Source organism: Brevibacterium sp. NPDC056726, from assembly GCF_042790515.1.
Lineage (GTDB): Bacteria > Actinomycetota > Actinomycetes > Actinomycetales > Brevibacteriaceae > Brevibacterium > Brevibacterium sanguinis.
The window spans coordinates 569,663-588,674 of record NZ_JBHTYZ010000001.1 but is presented as its reverse complement, the minus strand read 5'-3'; the positions used below and the strand labels follow the sequence as shown (position 1 = coordinate 588,674).

General features: G+C 67.6%; 16 protein-coding genes. 11 read left to right on the top strand and 5 right to left on the bottom strand.

Translation table 11 applies throughout. The features are described from left to right. Positions 1-5: 5 nt before the first annotated feature. The 6 genes from ureB (at position 6) to ACFQ91_RS02605 (ending at position 5,678) form a co-directional block, all read left to right on the top strand. Positions 6-341: an urease subunit beta gene (gene ureB, locus ACFQ91_RS02630; RefSeq protein ID WP_376871699.1), complete on the top strand. Its 336-nt coding sequence runs from the start codon at positions 6-8 to the stop codon at positions 339-341. Further along, the gene (locus ACFQ91_RS02625; protein WP_376871696.1) at positions 334-2,037 is read left to right on the top strand and encodes an urease subunit alpha; all 1,704 of its coding nucleotides are present in this window, start codon (positions 334-336) and stop codon (positions 2,035-2,037) included. Before ureB ends, ACFQ91_RS02625 begins: the two co-directional genes overlap by 8 nt. Then, on the top strand, positions 2,037-2,777 hold the full coding sequence (locus ACFQ91_RS02620; RefSeq protein ID WP_376904029.1) for an urease accessory UreF family protein: 741 nt from the start codon (positions 2,037-2,039) through the stop codon (positions 2,775-2,777). Before ACFQ91_RS02625 ends, ACFQ91_RS02620 begins: the two co-directional genes overlap by 1 nt. Then, positions 2,770-3,681, top strand: a complete 912-nt coding sequence (ureG, locus tag ACFQ91_RS02615; protein WP_376871690.1) for an urease accessory protein UreG — start codon at positions 2,770-2,772, stop codon at positions 3,679-3,681. The genes ACFQ91_RS02620 and ureG overlap by 8 nt, the downstream gene beginning before the upstream one ends. Next, positions 3,678-4,415, top strand: a complete 738-nt coding sequence (locus tag ACFQ91_RS02610) for an urease accessory protein UreD (protein ID WP_376871687.1) — start codon at positions 3,678-3,680, stop codon at positions 4,413-4,415. The genes ureG and ACFQ91_RS02610 overlap by 4 nt, the downstream gene beginning before the upstream one ends. 144 nt (positions 4,416-4,559) lie before the next feature. Next, positions 4,560-5,678 (top strand): HoxN/HupN/NixA family nickel/cobalt transporter, encoded by a 1,119-nt coding sequence (locus ACFQ91_RS02605; RefSeq protein WP_376871684.1) that lies wholly within the window; start codon positions 4,560-4,562, stop codon positions 5,676-5,678. A gap of 493 nt (positions 5,679-6,171) precedes the next feature. On the opposite strand, the gene ACFQ91_RS02600 is transcribed toward ACFQ91_RS02605, so the two are convergent. Next, a complete protein-coding gene (locus ACFQ91_RS02600; RefSeq protein WP_376871681.1) occupies positions 6,172-6,990 on the bottom strand; it encodes an NAD(P)H-dependent oxidoreductase in 819 nt (272 codons plus the stop codon). A gap of 146 nt (positions 6,991-7,136) precedes the next feature. Between ACFQ91_RS02600 and ACFQ91_RS02595 the strand changes: the two genes are divergently transcribed. Then, positions 7,137-7,481 (top strand): winged helix-turn-helix transcriptional regulator, encoded by a 345-nt coding sequence (locus tag ACFQ91_RS02595; RefSeq protein WP_376871678.1) that lies wholly within the window; start codon positions 7,137-7,139, stop codon positions 7,479-7,481. 237 nt (positions 7,482-7,718) lie between these two features. On the opposite strand, the gene ACFQ91_RS02590 is transcribed toward ACFQ91_RS02595, so the two are convergent. Continuing rightward, a complete protein-coding gene (locus ACFQ91_RS02590; protein ID WP_376871675.1) occupies positions 7,719-9,038 on the bottom strand; it encodes an LPXTG cell wall anchor domain-containing protein in 1,320 nt (439 codons plus the stop codon). A gap of 414 nt (positions 9,039-9,452) precedes the next feature. On the opposite strand from ACFQ91_RS02590, the gene ACFQ91_RS02585 reads away from it, so the two are divergent. Continuing rightward, positions 9,453-10,325: a DUF1206 domain-containing protein gene (locus tag ACFQ91_RS02585; RefSeq protein ID WP_198499758.1), complete on the top strand. Its 873-nt coding sequence runs from the start codon at positions 9,453-9,455 to the stop codon at positions 10,323-10,325. 141 nt (positions 10,326-10,466) lie between these two features. Beyond that, positions 10,467-11,399 (top strand): diacylglycerol/lipid kinase family protein, encoded by a 933-nt coding sequence (locus ACFQ91_RS02580; protein WP_376871672.1) that lies wholly within the window; start codon positions 10,467-10,469, stop codon positions 11,397-11,399. Between the two features lie 157 nt (positions 11,400-11,556). Here the strand turns inward: ACFQ91_RS02580 and ACFQ91_RS02575 are convergent, their stop codons facing one another. The 3 genes from ACFQ91_RS02575 to ACFQ91_RS02565 form a co-directional block, all read right to left on the bottom strand. After that, complete coding sequence (locus tag ACFQ91_RS02575; RefSeq protein ID WP_376871669.1) at positions 11,557-12,969, bottom strand: hypothetical protein; 1,413 nt, start codon at positions 12,967-12,969, stop codon at positions 11,557-11,559. A 252-nt stretch (positions 12,970-13,221) separates the two neighbouring features. Next, the gene (locus tag ACFQ91_RS02570; protein WP_376871666.1) at positions 13,222-15,399 is read right to left on the bottom strand and encodes a hypothetical protein; all 2,178 of its coding nucleotides are present in this window, start codon (positions 15,397-15,399) and stop codon (positions 13,222-13,224) included. 232 nt (positions 15,400-15,631) lie between these two features. Continuing rightward, entirely contained in the window at positions 15,632-16,753 is a 1,122-nt protein-coding gene (locus ACFQ91_RS02565) for a diacylglycerol/lipid kinase family protein (protein ID WP_376871663.1), read from the bottom strand. 83 nt (positions 16,754-16,836) lie between these two features. On the opposite strand from ACFQ91_RS02565, the gene serS reads away from it, so the two are divergent. After that, entirely contained in the window at positions 16,837-18,117 is a 1,281-nt protein-coding gene (gene serS / locus ACFQ91_RS02560) for a serine--tRNA ligase (protein WP_198499754.1), read from the top strand. Positions 18,118-18,146: 29 nt separating this feature from the next. Further along, positions 18,147-18,995 (top strand): HAD family hydrolase, encoded by an 849-nt coding sequence (locus ACFQ91_RS02555; protein ID WP_376871660.1) that lies wholly within the window; start codon positions 18,147-18,149, stop codon positions 18,993-18,995. Positions 18,996-19,012 lie beyond the last annotated feature (17 nt).

Genomic DNA, 19,012 nt, shown 5'->3' with positions numbered 1-19,012 from the left:
GCGTCATGGCAGGCACGAGAGACCACGGGCCGGGAGCCGTGCGGGTGCGCGAGGGCACCCGCCTCCTCAACGCACGCGCCGCCGAGGCAGACACCGGCAGCATCACCATCGAGAACACGGGAGATCGTCCGGTGCAGATCGGATCGCACTTCCACCTGCCCGACGTCAACGCCGCATTGGCGTTCGACCGGGCACGAGCCGAGGGCTGCCGGCTCGACATTCCGGCAGGGACCTCGATCCGGTTCGAACCGGGGGCGTCGCGGACCGTGCCGATCGTCCGCCTCGGCGGGCGTGCCCGGGTACCCGGACTGCAGATTCGCACGGGCGGCACTGATGGCTGAGATCTCCGCTCAGCGCTACGCCTCCCTCTACGGACCGACGACCGGGGACCAGGTCCGCCTCGGCGACACCGACCTGTGGATCGAGATCGAGGACGATCGGACATTCGGCGGTGACGAAGCGGTATTCGGCGGGGGCAAGTCGATTCGCGAATCGATGCTCCAGGGCACGACGACGCGCGTCGACGGTGCACCGGACACCGTGATCACGAATGTCATCGTCCTCGACTGGTGGGGGATAATCCGCACCGACATCGGCATCCGCGACGGCGTGATCACGGCTCTGGGCCGGGCGGGCAACTCCGACATCGCCGACGGGGTCGATCCGGGTCTGCAGATCGGCCCGTCGACCGACGTCATCTCCGGCGAGGGCCGGATCCTCACCGCCGGTGGGATCGACTCGCACGTCCACCTGCTGTCGCCATCGCAGATCCATGAGGCGCTCGCCACCGGAATCACCACCGTGGTCGGCGGCGGAACGGGCCCGTCGGAGGGGAGCAAGGCGACGACGGTCACGCCCGGGGCGTGGCATCTGGGGATGATGCTGCGCGCACTCGACGCACTGCCGGTCAACGTCCTGCTCCTCGGCAAGGGCAACACCGTCTCCGCCGCGGGGCTGGCCGAACAGGCCCTCGGCGGGGCGGCAGGGTACAAGATCCACGAGGACTGGGGCGCGACACCGGCCGCGATCGACGCCGCGCTGCGGGCCGCCGACGATCACGGCCTGCAGGTCGCACTCCACTCGGACTCGCTCAACGAGTCGGGCTTCGTCGAGTCGACGATCGCCGCGATCGCCGGGCGCAGCATCCACGCCTTCCACGTCGAAGGTGCCGGCGGCGGCCATGCCCCCGACATCCTCTCGATCGCCGCGCTGGAGAACATCATCCCCGGTTCGACCAATCCGACTCTTCCCCACACCGTCAACACCGTCGCCGAGCACCTCGACATGCTCATGGTCTGCCACCACCTCAACCCCAGCGTGCCCGAGGACCTCGCCTTCGCCGAATCGCGCATCCGGGCGACGACGATCGCCGCCGAGGACATCCTCCACGACCTCGGCGCACTGTCGATCACCTCCTCGGACGCTCAGGCGATGGGCCGCATCGGCGAGGTCATCACCCGGACCTGGCAGGTCGCCCACGCGATGAAGCTACGGCGGGGGCGCCTCGGCGAGACGATGCCGGCAGACAATGAGCGGGCACGCCGGTACGTGGCGAAGTACACGATCAATCCGGCGATCGCGCATGGGGTCGATGCGCACCTCGGTTCCGTCGAAGTCGGGAAGATGGCCGATCTCGTGCTGTGGGATCCGCGCTTCTTCGGCGTCCGCCCCGACCTCGTCATCAAGGGCGGGACGATCGCCTGGGCCGGCCTCGGCGATCCGAACGCGTCGATCCCTACGCCGCAGCCGGTGCTCATGCGGCCGGCGTTCGGGGATGCCCTCGGGGCGACGACCTCGGTGTCGTTCGTCGCTCCGGCCGCCGTCGACAGCGGGCTGCGGGAGAGCTTGGGTCTGCGTAGGCAACTGCGTGCCGTCGCGCCGACGCGGGGGATCGGGAAGGCGGACATGCGCAACAACGACGTCCGTCCCACCATCGACATCGACCCGGACACGTTCCAGATCGCCATCGACGGCGACCTCGTCACTGCGGCACCCGCACACGCGCTGCCGCTCGCCCAGCTCTACCAGATGTTCTGATGGACACGGTGACGCTCGGCGCGCTGGGGCCCGGGGCCGCCTCGGCGATCATCATGCTCCTCGCCGACGCCCGCCTGCCCGCGGGGGCGCACGTGACCTCGAACGGCGTCGAAGCCGGACTGCGCCATGGGCTCGCGCCGAGGGAGGTCGCAGCCTACATGCGCGCGCGGATGCGCACCGTCGTCCGCGTGGAGGCCGGCACCGCCGTCGTCACCCGCCATGCCCTGATCGGCACTCGCGTCGCCGGAGCTGAGATCGACCGCGGCGGCGGGCGCGACCGGGAGTCCGGTGCGGTCCTCGCCGACATCAGCGACGAATGGGCGGCCCGCACTCCCAGCCCGGCACTGCGGGAGATCGCCGAGGTGCTCGGTGCGGGACTGCGTCGCGTGGCGGTCACGCTGTGGCCCGAGTTGGACCCGGTGCTGCCGCGACGCGGACTTCCGCGCCCTGTGGTGCTCGGCGCCATCGCCGCTGCCGCCGGGATTCCGGCGACCGACCTCGTGCGCCTCGTCGCCTACGACGATGCGCAGACGGTCGCCGCGGCGATGCTCAAACTCGAACCGATGGACCCGCTTGCGGCCACCGGTTGGGTGCTCGAGGCGTGCACCGCCTTCGAGCCCAGTGTCGCCGATCTGGCGACGCTCACCGACCCCGCAGCGATTCCCGCTGCCGGGGCACCGCTCATCGAGGACTGGGCAGAGGCCCAGTCCGCACTGCCGAGGAGGCTGTTCCGTGCCTGAGTTCCCCACCCCGCATCGTTCCCTGCGACTCGGAGTCGCCGGCCCCGTGGGCACCGGCAAGAGTTCGCTCATCGCGATGATCTGCCGCACCCTGGCGAACGAGATCCGCATCGGGGTGATCACCAACGACATCTACACCGACGAGGATGCCCGGCTGCTCAGGGCCGCCGGGGTCCTCGACCCCGACCGGATCCGCGCCATCGAAACCGGGGCCTGCCCTCACACGGCGATCCGCGACGACGTCACGGCCAATCTCGCGGGAGTCGAGGAGCTCGAAGCCGACTTCGATCCGCTCGACCTCGTGCTCGTCGAATCCGGCGGGGACAACCTCACTGCGACGTTCTCGCCGGCTCTCATCGACGCCCAGATCTTCGTCCTCGACGTCGCCGGCGGTGGCGATGTGGCGCGCAAGGGCGGGCCCGGCATCGGGCGCGCGGATCTCCTCGTCGTCAACAAGACCGATCTCGCGCCGTACGTGGGCGTCGACGTCGAGCAGATGATCTCCGACGCCGAGGCGGCACGTGAGCAGGGCCCGGTGCTCGGGCTCTCCCGCACCGACGAGGAGTCCGTCGCGCGCCTGCGGTCATGGCTGCTCGCCCTGCTCGAAACGCATCGGTCCGGGGCGCACGAACCGCAGGATCCGGGTCCGATGGCACCGCATTTTCATGCCGATGAGGACGGGGGATACATGCACTCGCACGCCCACGGCGAGGGTCACGGGCACGCTGACGGCGAGGGCCACGGGCACGCTGACGGCGAGGGCCACGGGCACGCTGACGGTGCCGGCCACGGGCACGCTGACGGTGCCGGCCACGACGGTGCCGGCGGCCCCGACCCTCTGGAGCACGCAGACGGCGGCGTTCGGATCCCAGCGGATCGGGTGCCTGCAGATGGCCGGGGATGACGCACATCGCCGTCGACCTGGTCGCCGGGCGCGAGCTTCCGCAGGTGCGTCTGGCTCCCGGTCTCATGCAGCCGCGGCTGATCTCCCGCGCGGCCGGAGGGCGCGCGCATGTGGCGATCGTCGCCGGAGGCGCGGCGCTCCTCGGCGGGGATGCGGTGACGATCGGCATCCGGGTCGGGCAGGGATGCCGGCTCGTCATCGAAGACGTCGGGGGCACGGTCGCCTACCCGGCCGATGGCGCGGAGTCACGGTGGGACGTCGACATCGAGGTGGGCGCGGCCGGCGGTCTCATCTGGGAGACGTTCCCGTTCGTCGTCGCGTCGGGGGCGCGGGTGCGCCGGTCGACGCGGGTGCGCATCGGTGCCGAGGCGACGGTGTATCTGCGGGAGACGATCGTGCTCGGGCGCTCGGGCGAGGTCGGCGGGGCTCTGCGGAGCAGCACGGATGTGCGCGACTGCGCGGGGAGGCCGTATTTCGTCGAGGACCTCGATGTCGACGGGACCGATCCGCTGCCGGGCGTCCTCGGGTCCGCCTCGGTGCTCGATACGGCGATGCTCTTCGGCAGGAGAGACGACGCCGCCGGTCCGACGGCGGGTGACGACATGGGCGACTCCACGAGAGTGCGAATGCTCGAGCTCTCACGGCCCGGGACGATCGCGAGAGCGATCGGTGCCGCTGCTCACGAATCACATGTCGACTCCGTGTGGCAGCGGTGGACCCGACCGGCCGAGTGAGCATGCGGCAGCTGCTCACGGTGAGCTGCCGGGGCGTGGAATACGATCCCCGGACCCCGGGGTGTCACACCTGACCGGGAAGGTGAACAAGTGAGGGACGCAATGGATACAGGCACACCGAAGATGGAGACGAGGAGACCGACAATGGATACCACTACAGCGGGACGGCCGGGAACGGGGCAGGTGGACGGCACCCGATTCGATGCGGACTGGTGGCGGATGCGGACGCCGCTGATCGTCATCGCGGGGCTCGCGATCGCAGGGTTCAGCCTGGTCCTCGCCTCGACGAACGAGATCGGCCACGCCGCGGCCTGGGGTCTGGCGGCAACAGCTGTGCTCCTCGGCGCTCGCCATGCCTTCGACGCCGACCACGTCGCCGTCATCGACAACGTCACCCGGCGACTCGCGACCGCTGACCAGTCCCGGCTTCGCGGCGGTGCCGTCGGATTCTGGTTCGCGCTCGGGCACTCGAGCGTCGTCATCATCACCGCCGCCCTCGTCACCACCGGTGCCGCCGCGGCTCGCAGCCTCGTCGTGAGTGAGGATTCCGATCTGCGTGCCGGTCTCGGGATGTGGGGACTGCTGTTCGCGACCTGCGTCGTGGGGGTCTTCGGGATCGTCAACCTCGTCGCGTTCATCCGCCTTCTGCGCGATCGTCGCACCGAGGGTGCACCCGCGGCAGATCCGAACGGTGACAGCGGAGCCGGTGCCGCACCTCGAGGACCTCTCACGACAGTCTTCTCCCGGCTCATCGGCACCGTCGATCGACCGGCGCGGATGTATCCCATCGGGCTCCTCTTCGGGCTCGGGTTTGACACCGCGGCGACGATCGGACTGATGATCGCGGCCGGTGCGACGGCCGCGAGCACGTCGCCGCTGCTCGCGCTCTCGCTTCCGCTGCTCTTCGCCGCAGGTATGGCGGCGTGCGACACCGGGGACAGCGTGATGATGGCGAGGCTCTATCGCTGGGCCGCTGGTGACGGCGGGCGATTCCGCCGCTACAACCTCATCGTCACCGGGCTCTCAGTGCTCATCGCGGCCATCGTCGTCATCGCCGGAGTCGCCGAGGCGGGGGCGGAGACCGCGACGTTCACCCTTCCCGCCCCAGATACGGAGTACGCCGGGTTCGTCGCCACCGGCTTGTTCGTGGTCATCGCTGTCGCGGCTCTTCTCACAGCGCGACGCCGGGCGGCAACCGCTGAACGCAGGGACGAGGCGCAAGATCTGGGCGCCGAGGTGGCTGAGGAGTCCCGCGACGAGTGACGGGCGCCGCGCGGCGGCGGTGGTCGCCTCAATGTTCTGGTCGGCCTCGCCTTCGGGTCATGGGAGCACGCCGTCGCGGCCGGACCGGGTTGTGGCCAGTTCAGGTTTGGGCCAGTTTGCTCTGAGATGGCCAAGGCTGCCTTGGCCATCTCAGTCTCAACTGGCGCAAACCGGGGCCCGACTCGGATTCCACGGGCAAACAGGCGCGGGGAGGTCGATTGTCCGGCACGCGCCGCCGGCCCGCTCGTCCTGGGTAACCCCGACCAACCGCCCGAATGTCGCTGCGGCTCAGGCTGGTTCGGGCGGCTCATATTTCGAACAGAGCCGCTCAAAATAACCTGAGCCGCAACGGCGATCGGACCTCTGCTCGCCGCGGGCAGCAGGACCCGATTCTCTGAGAAAGAGAGCCTGGGCCCGGAGTACAGTGTCACGACCAGGGTCGATCGACAGAGGTGGGCGCTGCCTCGCGGCTACACCGAACAATGCCCCGCCATCACAGCCAATGGGCGGCGAAGCCGTGAGCACCGGGCGCGACATCACTGCGGAGAACCCAGTCGTCGGTGTAGTCGCCGGTGAACTGCGGTCGGGCTCTCAGTGGTTCGTCAGTGAACAGCCGGGACAGCCGATCGCCCAGTTGCGCCTTGATGCCCGCGGAATCAGCTCCGGCGAGGAAGTCCGCCGAGGGCACGACGAAAGGCGCAAGCGGATCGAAGCCGGTGTAGGCCAGAGTCCCGTGGAGAAGCCCGAACATGAGGTCGACCGGATCGCCGCTGATGCCGCGCGGCCCGAGAGCTCCAGGGCGATCCCCGGCGGTGACGATGACAAGCGCGCGGCGGCCGCGGAACGGTCCGTTCTCGAACCGGAGCCTCCTCCCGGTCTCGGGCTCCTTGCCGAACGCGAAACCGCTCGTGAACACCCGATCGAACCATCCCTTGAGCATCGCCGGCATGCCGTACCACCACAGCGGAAACTGAACGATGAGCGCATCCGCGCGCTGAAGTCGGTCCTGCTCCTGGGCGACGTCTGCAGGCAATCGGCCTGAGATGAACGCGTGGCGAACATCGCCGGTGGCATCGAATCGCGAGCCGCAGGCACCGTCCCGACCGGAGTGGTTCTCGCAGGCGCGCAGTTCCGACCCGAGGAACTGCTCACGCCGGAGTACGGGGTCCCAATCCATGGCATAGAGGTCGGACAGCTCGACGGGGTGGCCTCGTTGTTCGAGGGCGTCGATGCCGAACCGGCGAAGAGAACCATTGAGAGACAGCGGTTCCGGGTGGGCGCTCACCCACAGGACCGACGCGGAATCATCCATGCCTCTATCGTGGAGGCAGATGACGGCTCGCAACAGTACGGACATTCGTGTCCCTGGCCGGCCGCGGCGATGTCGAGGGCGCAGCCGATATCGAGGCTGGGGACGCGTCGTGGTCCTCAGCGCAACAAGAGAGATGAGTGGTGGCGATGCGTGAGAAAGTGGCGGTGGCGCTTCAGACCTGCCCCGCCGAGGTTGTCGTGGCAGTCCTCGGCGGCACGTGGAAGATCACTGTGGTCAAGGCGATGTTCGACGGTCCGATCCGCTTCGGCAACCTGCAGCGGCAGGTGCCGGAGGTCAATCGGAAGACCTTGACGAGGCAGCTCACGGAGCTGGAAGCCGACGGCATCGTCATCCGCACCGATCACGGTGAGCTGCCGCTTCGAGTCGATTATCGGTTGACCGAATTGGGCGCGGCCCTTCACCCCGTCATCGTCGCGATGGAGGGCTGGGGAAGTGACTACGCCGCCGAAATCACTGTGGGTTCAGGCTGAACGCTCGACCTCAGCCGCAGGAACCCGGTTGCGGCTCAGCCTGTTATGGGCAGCTCACCTTTCGAACAGAGCCGCTCAAAATAACCTGATCCGCAGCGGGTTCCGACCGTCGTCTCTTCGCTCATGCCCAGTCGCACGCGTTCTGGAACTGACTGAGGCGCCTGGTCCGACAGTGTCGAACCAGGCGCCTCAGGGTTGCCGGGGACTCCGCTCAGCGAGGTGAGCCGGCCGGCCGGATCAGATGTCCGAGGGCGAGGGGACACCCTTCTTGCGGCGCTTCGTCAGGAAGATCGCCGTGCCGCCGACGAGGAGGAGGCCGGCACCGGCTGCGAGGCCGGTGAGCTCCATACCGGTACGGGGCAGGTCGCCTCCACCGTTTCCGCCGCCGTTGCCGCCATCGGAGCCACCGTCGTCATTGCCGTCGCTGCCGCCGGCGTTCGGGTCCTCTTCCACCGAGAACTTGCCGGTGAGCTCGTCGTCACCGCAGGTCACGGTCACGTCGTAGTCGCCGATGTACGCGCTCGGGTTCGACGCCGAGGTGCCGTAGACCGTGACGGAGGCGTTGCCCTCATCGTCGGCCTTCTCAGTTTCATCGAACGCCGTCACCGAGGAGTTGCCCTTCGGATTGACCACGAAGCGCACGTCTTCGCCGGGCTCGCAGTTCTCGACGACGAGCTTGACGCCCTTGTCCTTCTGGACGAAGTCCTTCGGGGTGACGGACTCGGGAGAGACGGTCAGCTTCGCCTCGGCGGCGGGAGTCGTCGGCGTCTCGGTGGCATCCTCGACGACGGTGAACTCCTGCGGCTCGGTCTTCTCGCCCGACTCGTCGTCGATGAACGTGACCGTGTACTTGCCGGGCTTGACGCTGTCCTTCGGAGCCACGACCGTGCCGGTGACCTTGCCGTTCTCGTCCGCCTTGAGCTGCTCTTCAGCCTGCTTGGCGACCTGTGCCGGGAGTGCCTGGCCCTCGACGCTCACGGTGCCGTTGGGGGTGAAGCCTTCGCCCGAGAACTTCAGGCCTTCGCCTTCGAACTCTGAGACGGTGATCTCGTCAGCGACGAGGCTCGCCTTCGGGTCGACGGCCGGAGCAGTGGGCTCTTCGGTCTCGTCTGCGGTGACGGTGAACTTCTCGTCGAAAGTCTGAGACTGTTCGCCACGTTTCACAGTGACGGTGAACTCGATCGGGCCCTCAGGAATGGCCTTCGGGTCGCCGGTGATGTTGTAGATCTCGTATGAGACCGTGTCGCCTTCGGCAGTGACTGTCTCGCCGGTGGCGTCGTCGGTGACGGTGTCCCCGGCTTCGAGGTTCGTCACGGTGAGGGTGACGCCCTTCTCGACGAGATCCGTCTGCGAGATCGTCTCGGGCGAAACCGACACCGAAGCGTCGAGCTTAGCGGGCGCGGTCGGAGCGTCGGTCGCGTCGGGCTGGCCGGCGCTCTTCGGGGCCTGGACGTTCGTCTGGCCGAAGGCGTCGGTGCTCGGGGCGGCGATGACCGGGGATGCTGCCAGGCCGGTGATGGCGAGGGCCACCACGGGGGCGAGGGCGAGTTTCTTCATATCTGTCCTTCGAAAGGCTGAGGGAGGAGAGCTTCCGAAAGTAACAGTAATGACACATTCACGACGCACATAGTTTAGAACGTTTTGGTCACGTGAATTCTTCAGAACAGCACTGGGGAGAGCAGTGCTGGGGCGCTCGCGCGAGCATGCGATGCCGCCATGGAAACAACGCAGAGACCCTCACCGTCGCCTGGTCGTTGCGAAACCTTGGCCGTCCCGTGATCTCCGTTCCGGCAGCATCTCGGCCGCTCCGGCCGCCACCTCTCGCACCGCTCGCTTCTCCACGCCACTAACGACGCCACCCACCAGCTGAGCCGCCGCTCCGCCCACCCCCCCCACCCCCGCTCACACCGGCTCTGAAAAGTGCCTTTGGAGCCAATGACACTTGGGCGAAACAGTGCCACAATATGTCCTGTGACTGGAGACTCAACGATGAAGAAGGCGGCCAGCAAGGCCGACGATGCGGCAGTCAACGCCGCTGACAGCAAGTGGTTCGAACGGGTCGCCCGAGTCGGCTTCGTGGCCAACGGACTCGTCCACATCATCCTCGGCGCCACCGCCGCCGGCCTCGCGCTCGGCAAGAGCGGCGAAGCCGAACAGTCCGGCGCGATGCAGCAGATGGCCTCCCAGCCCTTCGGCATGGTGCTGCTGTGGCTGTGCATGCTCGGCTGTGCACTGCTCGCGCTGTGGAACCTCGCCAACGCGTTCTTCGGCACGGCCACCCTGCGCGGACACGGCTCGAACGATCCGCGCGACGAGCACGGTCGCGACCGCTGGAAGGACTTCATCCTCGCCATCGCGCAGGGCATCACCTACGCGGCAGTGGCTGTGCTCTTCGGCAAGTTCGTCTTCGGCCAGGGCTCGGACTCCGGTCAGTCGTCGCAGCAGGCCTCGTCGACCCTCGCGCAGGCCCCCGGCGGAATCCTTCTCCTCGTCGTCATCGGCGGGGTCGTGACGATCATCGGCATCGTGTTCTGCGTCAACGGCATCCGGCGCAACTGGAAGGACGATGTGCGCACCCCGCGCTCGAGCGCTGTGGCGAAGCTGATGACGATCACCGGCGTCCTCGGCTACCTCGGCAAGGGCGCCACGCTCATCGCCGTCGGCATCCTCGTCATAGTCTCCGGCGTCACCGGCGACCCGGAGAAGTCGACCGGCGTCGACGGCGCTCTCAAGGCCATGCGCGAACAGCCCTTCGGCACCTACCTCCTCCTCGGCGTCGGGGTCGGACTCGTCCTCTACGGCGTGTTCCTCTTCCTCCGCGCCCGATACGACAAGATGGATTGATCCCGTCGTCTCGCAGGCGCCCGACAAGCGCGCTTCACGAAGGCGCCCAGAGGACTGCGTTAGTGTGAGGTCTGGGGTCGCCCGCTGCGGCCGATGAACGAGCAGCACCACCAAGCAGTACCGTCTGCGAAAGGACCTGAAATGAGAGCCAATCACGTCGGCATCGTGTGGAATCCGTCGAAGACCGAGAAGGAGGACCTCGAGGCCGCCCTCCCGGAGAACCCTGACTTCACCATCACCTGGCATGAGACCGAGGAGGACGATCCCGGCAAGTCCGCGACCCAGGCCGCTCTCGATGCCGGCGCCGAGGTGGTCATCGCCGCAGGCGGGGACGGCACGGTCCGTGCTGTCGCCGGTCACCTTGCGGAGATCGACTCCGAGGCCGAGCTCGGCATCGTGCCGCTGGGCACGGGCAATCTCCTGGCCCGCAATCTCGATGTTCCGCTCAACAACCTCGGCGAGGCGATGGATCGCGCACTCAACGGCACGGCCCGCGACATCGACATGGGCTGGGTCGAGGTCACCCTTGAGCAGGGCACGAACCGTGAGCCCTTCGTCGTCATGGCCGGGTTCGGGATCGATGCGCACATGATCACCGAGACCAATGACGACCTCAAGGACAAGGCGGGATGGCTGGCCTACGTCGAATCGCTCGGTCGCGCGGTCTCGGCCAGCGATGTCATGGAGATCAACCTGTCGCGCGAGGGCGAGCGGATCGGCCACGAGGCGGCGCACACTCTCATCGTCGGCAACTGCGGCACCCTGCAGGGCGGGATCACCCTGCTTCCCGACGCCGATCCCTCGGACGGTGAGCTCGACGTCCTCATCCTCAAGGCCGAGGGCGTCACCGGCTGGCTCGACACGATGAAGAACATGGTGTGGGACAACGGTCTGCGCCGGATGATGTCGAAGGACGACTCGGCGCAGAGCAGCGAGAGCGCGATCCATCAGCGGGTCTCGTCGCTGACGATCGAACTCGAGCAGCCGCGCGTCGTCGAGGTCGACGGCGACGAGGTCGGCGAGACCGAGAAGATCGACGTGACGATCGAACCCGCGGCGCTGCGCGTGCGGTGACCTCGCCGAGGCGGTGGCGCGCGTGCGTCGACCTCGCCGAATCAGCGCCTCCCGTGCAATGACCCCGCCGAGGCGGTCGTTCCCATTGCGATGACCGAGAACGCCTGTGGCCCCGACCGAAGTCGGGGCCACAGGCGTTCTCGCGTTCAGCGTCGCATCAGAGCGAGTCGGCTGACTTCCGGCGACGCACCGTCAGGGCGACGACGGCGCCGCCGACGAGGAGCAGCGCGGCTCCGCCGGCCAGGGCGCTGAGCTCGGCGCCGGTGCGCGGCAGCTGGCCGCCCTTGCTGCCGGATCCGCTGTCGCTGCCGCCCGAGCCGCCGGCCGCGGCACCCGAGGTGACCTCGAACGATCCCTTGAGGACGTCATCGTCGCAGGTCGCCGACACCGAGTAGTCGCCGACGTAGGCAGACGCGTTCGACGACGTGCCGTACACGTTCACCGAGGCGGTGCCGGTCTCATCCACGGTCACCGTGCTGTCGAAGGCGGTGACGTTCGAGTTCCCCTTGGGGTTGACGACGAAGCGGACGTCGCTGCCGGGGGTGCAGTCGGTGACCGTGAGCACCACTCCCTTGTCCTTCTTCACGAAGTCAGCGGCTTCGATCGACTTCGGGGAGACTGTCAGCGAGGCGGCCTGTGCGGCGTCGACGGTCAGGGTGAACTCGGCGGTGGCACCGAATTCCTCCCCGCCGGCGTAGACGATGTAGTCACCGGGCTTGACGTCGTCGGTCTCCGTCGGGCGGATGACCCCGGAGGCCACGCCCTCATCGGAGACCTCCACGTTCTCGTCGAGGTAGATGATCTCGTCGGTCTCGAACTTCGCGGCCACGGCGAACGCCTGCTCACCGGGGAGGAAGCCCTCACCGGTGAAGGGGATGCCCTTCTTCATGAACTCGGAGACGCTCATCGAGTCGGTGCCGAGAGTGAGGGAGCCTTCCTCGATCTCCTCATCCTCGGTGATCTCGAAGCTCCCTGGGAACTCTTCGGGGTCCTGATCCTTGCGCTCGACGGTGACCGTGAAATCGACGGTCTGCGGGCCCTCGATCGTGCCCTCCTCGTCGTAGTACTCGAACTCGACCGAGCTGCCCTTGGCCTTCTTCACGTCATCGGTGAGCGAGTTCGTCACGATGTCGCCCGGCTCGAGGCCGGAGACCGTGATGATGACACCGTCGAAGTAGAACTCCGATTCCGTCATCGTCCCCGGTTCGACGTCGACCTTGGCGGCAATCGGCGCCGAGGCGGCTTCAGTCGGTTCCTCATCCTCGGTGACCTCGTCGTCAGGTTCGTCCGATCCCGTCGCAGACTCGTCCGGAGCCGGGGTGTCGGGGGTTTCCGGTGCCGGGGTGTCGGTGTCGTCCGCGCCGTCGGTCTCGGGAACCTCGGGTGCCGGAGCGGCCGGGGTCGTGTCCGCGGACGAGGGGGTCTCGTCGGCTGCGGTGTCGGGGGTCGTCGCCGCAGCAGGGACGGAGAGCGAGGTGTCGGCGTCGGCGGGTGCCGCGACTGCCGGGGCCGCGCCGAGGCCGGCGATGGCCAGAGCAAGCGCGGGAATGAGCGCAAGTTTCTTGGGCATGGGGCTATGAGGTCCTCTCGGGGGGATGGATGCCGGAATTCGGCAACTACAGAAGTTTATAGTCGCGGCCGGCCGGTTTTGATCACGGCCCGATCACAGTTTCTGCGCACGCGTGGTCGTCCGGTTCTGCGCACGCGTGGACGTCCGGGCACGCGAAATGGGCCGGGAGAGATTCCCGACCCATTTCACTCAGCTCAGGCTGGCTGGCCTGTCCCGCCTCGGCGAGGCAGGGAGCGACTCAGCGCAGTCGTGTCAGACGTACGACGGTGAGAAGTCGCCCTTGCGGCGGCGCATCGTGATCGTCACTGCGGCTCCACCGACGAGCAGGAGCAGGGCGCCTGCGGCGAGGCCGTCGAGTTCGGCACCGGTGCGGGGCAGTTCGCTGCCGCTGCCGCCGCCGGCGTTGTCACCGCCGCCGTTGCCGTGGTCACCGCCACCGCCGGCGTTCGCTCCGGCGGTGACCTTGAAGGAGTCCTTCATCGTGTCGTCGCCGCAGGTCGCGGTCACGGAGTATCCGCCGACGTACGCCGAGGCGTCCGACGAGGTGCCGAAGACGCTCACCGAGGCCTTGCCGTCCTTGTCCGCCTGGACGGTGCGATCGTAGGCGGTGATGCGCGAGTTGCCGTCCGCCATGACCATGAAGCGCACGTCCGAACCGGGCTTGCAGTCCTTGACGGAGAGCGTCACACCCTTCTTCTCGTTGATGAAGTCGTCGGCTTCGATCGACTTCGGTGAGACGGTGAGCGAGGCCTCGGCCGGGGCCTCGGGCTTCTCGTCGATGACGGTGATGTCGCCCTTGAGCGTGACCGACTCGGTGCCTTCGCGGTCGATGGTCACCGTGAACGGAACCTTGCCGGGCTCGAGGTTGTCCGGGTTGCCGTCGTACCACAGGTGGAGGACGTAGTCGCCGTCCTTCTCCGCAGTCTCGGTCTCACCGGTGAGGGAGTCGGTGATCTTGTCGCCGGCCTTGACACCGGAGACCGTGACGGAGACGCCCTTCTCCTTGGTCGCGAGGTCCTTCGCAGTGATCTCCTTGGGATCGACCTTGAGCGAGGCCTCGATCGGATCGACAGCGTCATCATCGACGACGGTGAATTCGCCGTTGAGCGTGACCGACTTCGTGCCCTCGCGGTCAATGGTCACCGTGAAGGGAACCTTGCCGGGTTCGACGTCGTCCGCGCTGCCTTCCCGATACACCCTGAACGAGAAGTCCCCGTCCGCGTCGACCTCCCTCTTCTCGCCCGTGAGGGAGTCGGTCACAATGTCGCCTGCCTGCACGCCGGAGACCGTCACCTCAATGCCCTTGGTGTTGTCGACGAGATCGTCAGGGGTGATCTCCGTCGGATCGACCTTGAGCGTGGCCTCGATCGGGTCAACCTCGTCGTCGTCGACAATGGTCACATTGCCTTCGACGGTCACAGGCTCGGCATCTCCGCGGGTCACGTAGGCGTAGACCGGAACCTCGTCGCCTGGCTTGAAGTCGTTCGGATCGCCGGAGAAGTAGGCGGTGTAAGTGTAGTCTCCGTCGGCGGAGACCACTTTGTCGCCCTTGAGGAACGAACCGGAGACGACGTCATCCTTCTTGAGATTCGTCAGCGTGATTGTCAGACCCTTGGACTCGTCCGTGAGATCCTCAGCCGTGATCTGCTTCGGTTCGATCGTCATTGTGGACTGAACCGGGTCAGCCTGATCGGTCGCCTGCACCGTGACCGACTCCTGGAGCGTGGCGCTCGAGACGCCGGCGCGCTGCACCTTGACGGAGAACGACTTCGCACCGGACTTGAGGTCCTCGGCATCGCCGGCGTAGTAGACGCGGAGCGACTTCGAGCTGCCCGTTGCGGTCGCCGCCTGAGCCGTGAGGCCGGAGACGCTGAGCTTGTCGCCCTTCTCCAGGCCGGTGACGGTGACCGTCACGCCCTTCGAGGAATTCGCGAGGTCCTCGGCCGACACCTCGCCGGCGGAGACGCTGAGATCGGCGTTGATCTCCTCGGGCTTCTCCTCATCCTTCGGCTGCTCAGCGCCCTTGTCGCTGGGGGAAGGGCTGGGTGTCGACTTCGCGTCCTTGGCCGCTTCGTCCTTCGCAGCCTTGTCTTCAGCCGCCTTCTTGTCGGCGGCTTTCTTCTCAGCAGCCTTCTTATCGGCCGCCTCCTTCTCAGCCGCCTTCTTGTCCGCAGCTTTCTTCTCAGCCGCCTTCTTCTCCGCGGCTTTCTTTTCCGCGGCTTTCTTCTCTGCCGCTTTCTTCTCGGCGGCCTTCTTCTCAGCAGCCTTCTTCTCAGCCGCTTCCTTTTCGGCCTTCTCCTTCTCCGCCTGCTCCTTCTCGGCCTTCGTCGGAGCCGACTGGGTGGAGGGGGTTTCGGCCGCGGCGACAGGGGCGGCGACGAGTCCGGTGAACGCGAGGGCCACAGCCGGCGCGAGGATGAGCTTCTTCATTGGAGTGCCTTCTATCTGTGTGAGGGGGTGCACATCTGGAAGTCATCCTAGGTACAGGCAATTCTCAGAACTATTTTTGTACGTTTTGGTCGAGCGGAATTACGGTAACGCTTTGGTGAACACAAGGGTGCTTTCGCGACCTGTTCGTGACCTTGCCCCACCGGAGCGACGTTGTTCCTGGTCATAGGCCCCACCTCGGCGCCGGAATCCGGCCGTGCTCAGCGTCCCGGCCTCACACGGGCCACGCCTCGGCGCGGATCTCCCGGCGCTGCTCGGTCGTCGGCACGCGCACGGTGATAGCACCGGGGTCCACCGCCATCGCGAGATACCCGGTTGTGCCGAGGGGATCGCCGTCGAGCTGGACCTCGAGCGGATCCTTGGACTCGATGACGACGTTGTGGCACTTGCGGATGTCGGTGTGCAGGCCCTTCGTCGTCCGGCGTCCGATGATCGAGGCGACGACACCGACCCACTGGCCGAGGTTCTTCGGGCTGACGACGAGGACGTCGAGGAGCCCGTCGTCGATGATCGCCTCGGGCAGCAGCTGGATCCCGCCCTGGAGCTTGCCGCAGTTGCCGCCGATGACCGAGCGCACGCGCGCCGTCACCCGGTAGTCGTCGTCGTACGTGATCTTCACGTGGCTGGGGCGGCCGACGAGCGTGCGGGACCCGGCCTCGAGGTACGCCAGCCAGCCGAGTCGGCTCTTCGCGTTCGCCGTCGTCTTCGCCATCACCTCGGCGTCGAAGCCGAGCCCGGTCATCACCATGAAGACGAGCGTCGGCCCGCCCGGGCTGATCTGCGCGGTGCCGACGTCGACGGCGCGGTTGCGCCCCCACAGGGCGATCCGCAGCGCCCATTCGGGCTTGTCGAGGACGAGGTCGAGGTTGCGGGCGAGCAGGTTGCCCGTGCCCAGCGGGACGATCCCCATCGGCGTCGACGTGCCGGCCAGCGCCGAGGCGACCGCGCGGATGGTGCCGTCCCCACCGGCGGCGATGACGACGTCGACCCCTTCCTCGAGGGCGAGTCGCGCCAGTCCCTCCCCGGCGTCCTCGGGAGTGGTCTCGAGGATGAGCGGAGGGTTCCAGCCCTCGAAACGGCAGATCGCCTCGGCGGTCGACGCGATCCGCCCGGCGCTCGCCTTCGTCGGATTGACGATGAGGGCGGCGCGGTAGCGGTTGGGGGCGTACTCCTCGACTCCGTCGTCGTCGAGTTCGGGGCGCCGGGAGTAGCGGCGCAGCCGTTTGAGGATGCGGCGCGAGCCGATGCGATTGCCGAGGAGGAACGCACCGCAGACGATGACGACGAGACCGACGATGACGAGCCACATCATGGCGGGATCGAGGTCGAAGGTCATGGCACAAATCTACTCCGGGCCACCTGAGCGCGTGCCCAGTGGTCGAATATCGCAAACCCAGGTCGCCCCGTTAAGCTGAGGAGGTGATCGATCTAGCGCAGTTGAGAGACAACCCGGACCTGTTCAGAGCATCGCAGCGGGCTCGCGGAGCCTCCGTCGAACTCGTCGACGAGGTGCTCGCAGCCGACACCGCGCGGCGGGCGGCCATCACCGCGTTCGAAGACGCCCGCGCCGACCAGAAGTCCTTCTCCTCCCAGATCGCCAAGGCTCCCAAGGACGAGAAGCCCGCCCTCATCGCCGAGGGCAAGGAGAAGTCCGCCAAGGTCAAAGCCCTGCAGGCGGAGTCCGACGAGGCCGCATTCGCGTTCGACAGCCTCGCCTCGAAGCTGCCCAACCTCATCATCGACGGCATCCCCGCCGGTGGCGAGGAGAACTTCGTGACGCTCAAGACCGTCGGCCAGCCCCGTGACTTCGCCGCCGAGGGCTTCACCCCGCGCGACCACCTCGAGATCGGCGAGACGCTGGGCGCCATCGACACGACGCGCGGCACGAAGGTCTCGGGAGCGCGCTTCCACTACCTCACCGGGTTCGGCGCGAAGCTCGAGATGGCGCTGCTCAACCTCGCCCGCGACGTCGCCGAGGAGGCCGGGTTCAGTCCGACGATCACCCCGACCCTCGTCAAGCCCGAGGTGATGCGGGGCACGGGTTTCCTCGGCGAGCACGCCGACGAGGTCTACCGCCTCGAAGCCGACGACCTCTTCCTCGTCGGCACCTCCGAGGTGCCGCTGGCCGGCTACCACATGGACGAGATCATCGACCTCAGCGACGGACCGCTGCGGTACGCGGGCATCTCCTCGTGCTACCGCCGCGAGGCCGGGTCGTACGGCAAGGACACCCGCGGCATCATCCGCGTCCACCAGTTCCAGAAGGTCGAGATGTTCTCCTACGTCGCGATCGAGGACGCCGAGGCCGAGCACGCCCGCATGCTCGAACTCCAGGAGAAGATGCTCCAGCTGTGCGAGCTGCCCTACCGGGTCATCGACGTCGCCGCCGGCGACCTCGGGGACTCCGCGGCGCGGAAGTTCGACAACGAGGCCTGGGTCCCCACGCAGGAGACGTACCGCGAGCTGACCTCGACCTCGAACTGCACGACGTTCCAGGCCAGGCGCCTGCAGATCCGCGAACGCCATGACGGCGCGACCCGTCCGGTGGCGACGCTCAACGGCACGATGGCGAACACGCGCTGGCTCGTCGCCATCCTCGAGAACCATCAGCAGGCCGACGGCTCCGTCACGGTGCCCGTCGCCCTGCGCCCCTACCTCGGCGGCATGGTGGCCCAGGGACCGGAGGGTCCGCGATTCTGAGCAGCCCCACCGCCGGCCAAGGAGAAGCAGTGCCCGCACACCTCATCGCCCTCGACATCGACGGCACGATCATCGACTATGACGGGACGCTGTCGGAGGCGGTGAGGCAGGTTCTCATCGACCTCGCCGAGGCGGGGCACCACATCGTCATCTCGACCGGCCGTGCGTTGCCGGGAGCCCTCGAGATCGTCCGGGCGCTCGGACTCACCGAGGGCTTCGTCGTGTGCTCGAACGGCTCCGTCGTCGTCAAGCTCGACCCCGCGCTGCCGCGGGGCTGGGAGATGCACCACGTCGTCTCCTTCGACCCGCGGCCCGCGCTCGAGCGCATGCGCGCTGTGCTGCCGACGGCCCTCTTCCTCGTCGAGGACCCCGACCTGCACCGGTGGGCGTCCGGGGCGTTCCCGCCCGGGGAGCTCTCCGAATCCGACACCCTCGACATCGTCGGCTTCGACGAGCTGCTGACGAAGCAGGCCACCCGCATCGTCATGCGCGACGTCAACGGCACGGCGGAGGAGTTCGCCGAGGCGGTCGACCGGCTCGGGCTCCACGAAGTCAGCTATTCCGTGGGGTGGAGCAACTGGCTCGACATCGCCCCCGACGGGGTGTCGAAGGCCAGCGGGCTCGCGCTCGTCGAGTCGGAGCTCGGCATCGACCACGGTCTGACCGTCGCCGCCGGTGACGGCCTCAACGACCTCGAGATGATCGAATGGGCCGACCACTCGATCGTCATGGGCCAGGCGAAGGACGAGCTCAAGGTCCTCGGCAGCGTCGTCACCGACCCGGTCGAGGACGATGGGCTCGCCGTCGCCCTCGTCGATCACTTCGACCTCGACCCCGCGGTGCTCGACGTCGAAGGGTCCCGGTCCACCGGCCCGTAGCGCTCAGCACTCAGTCC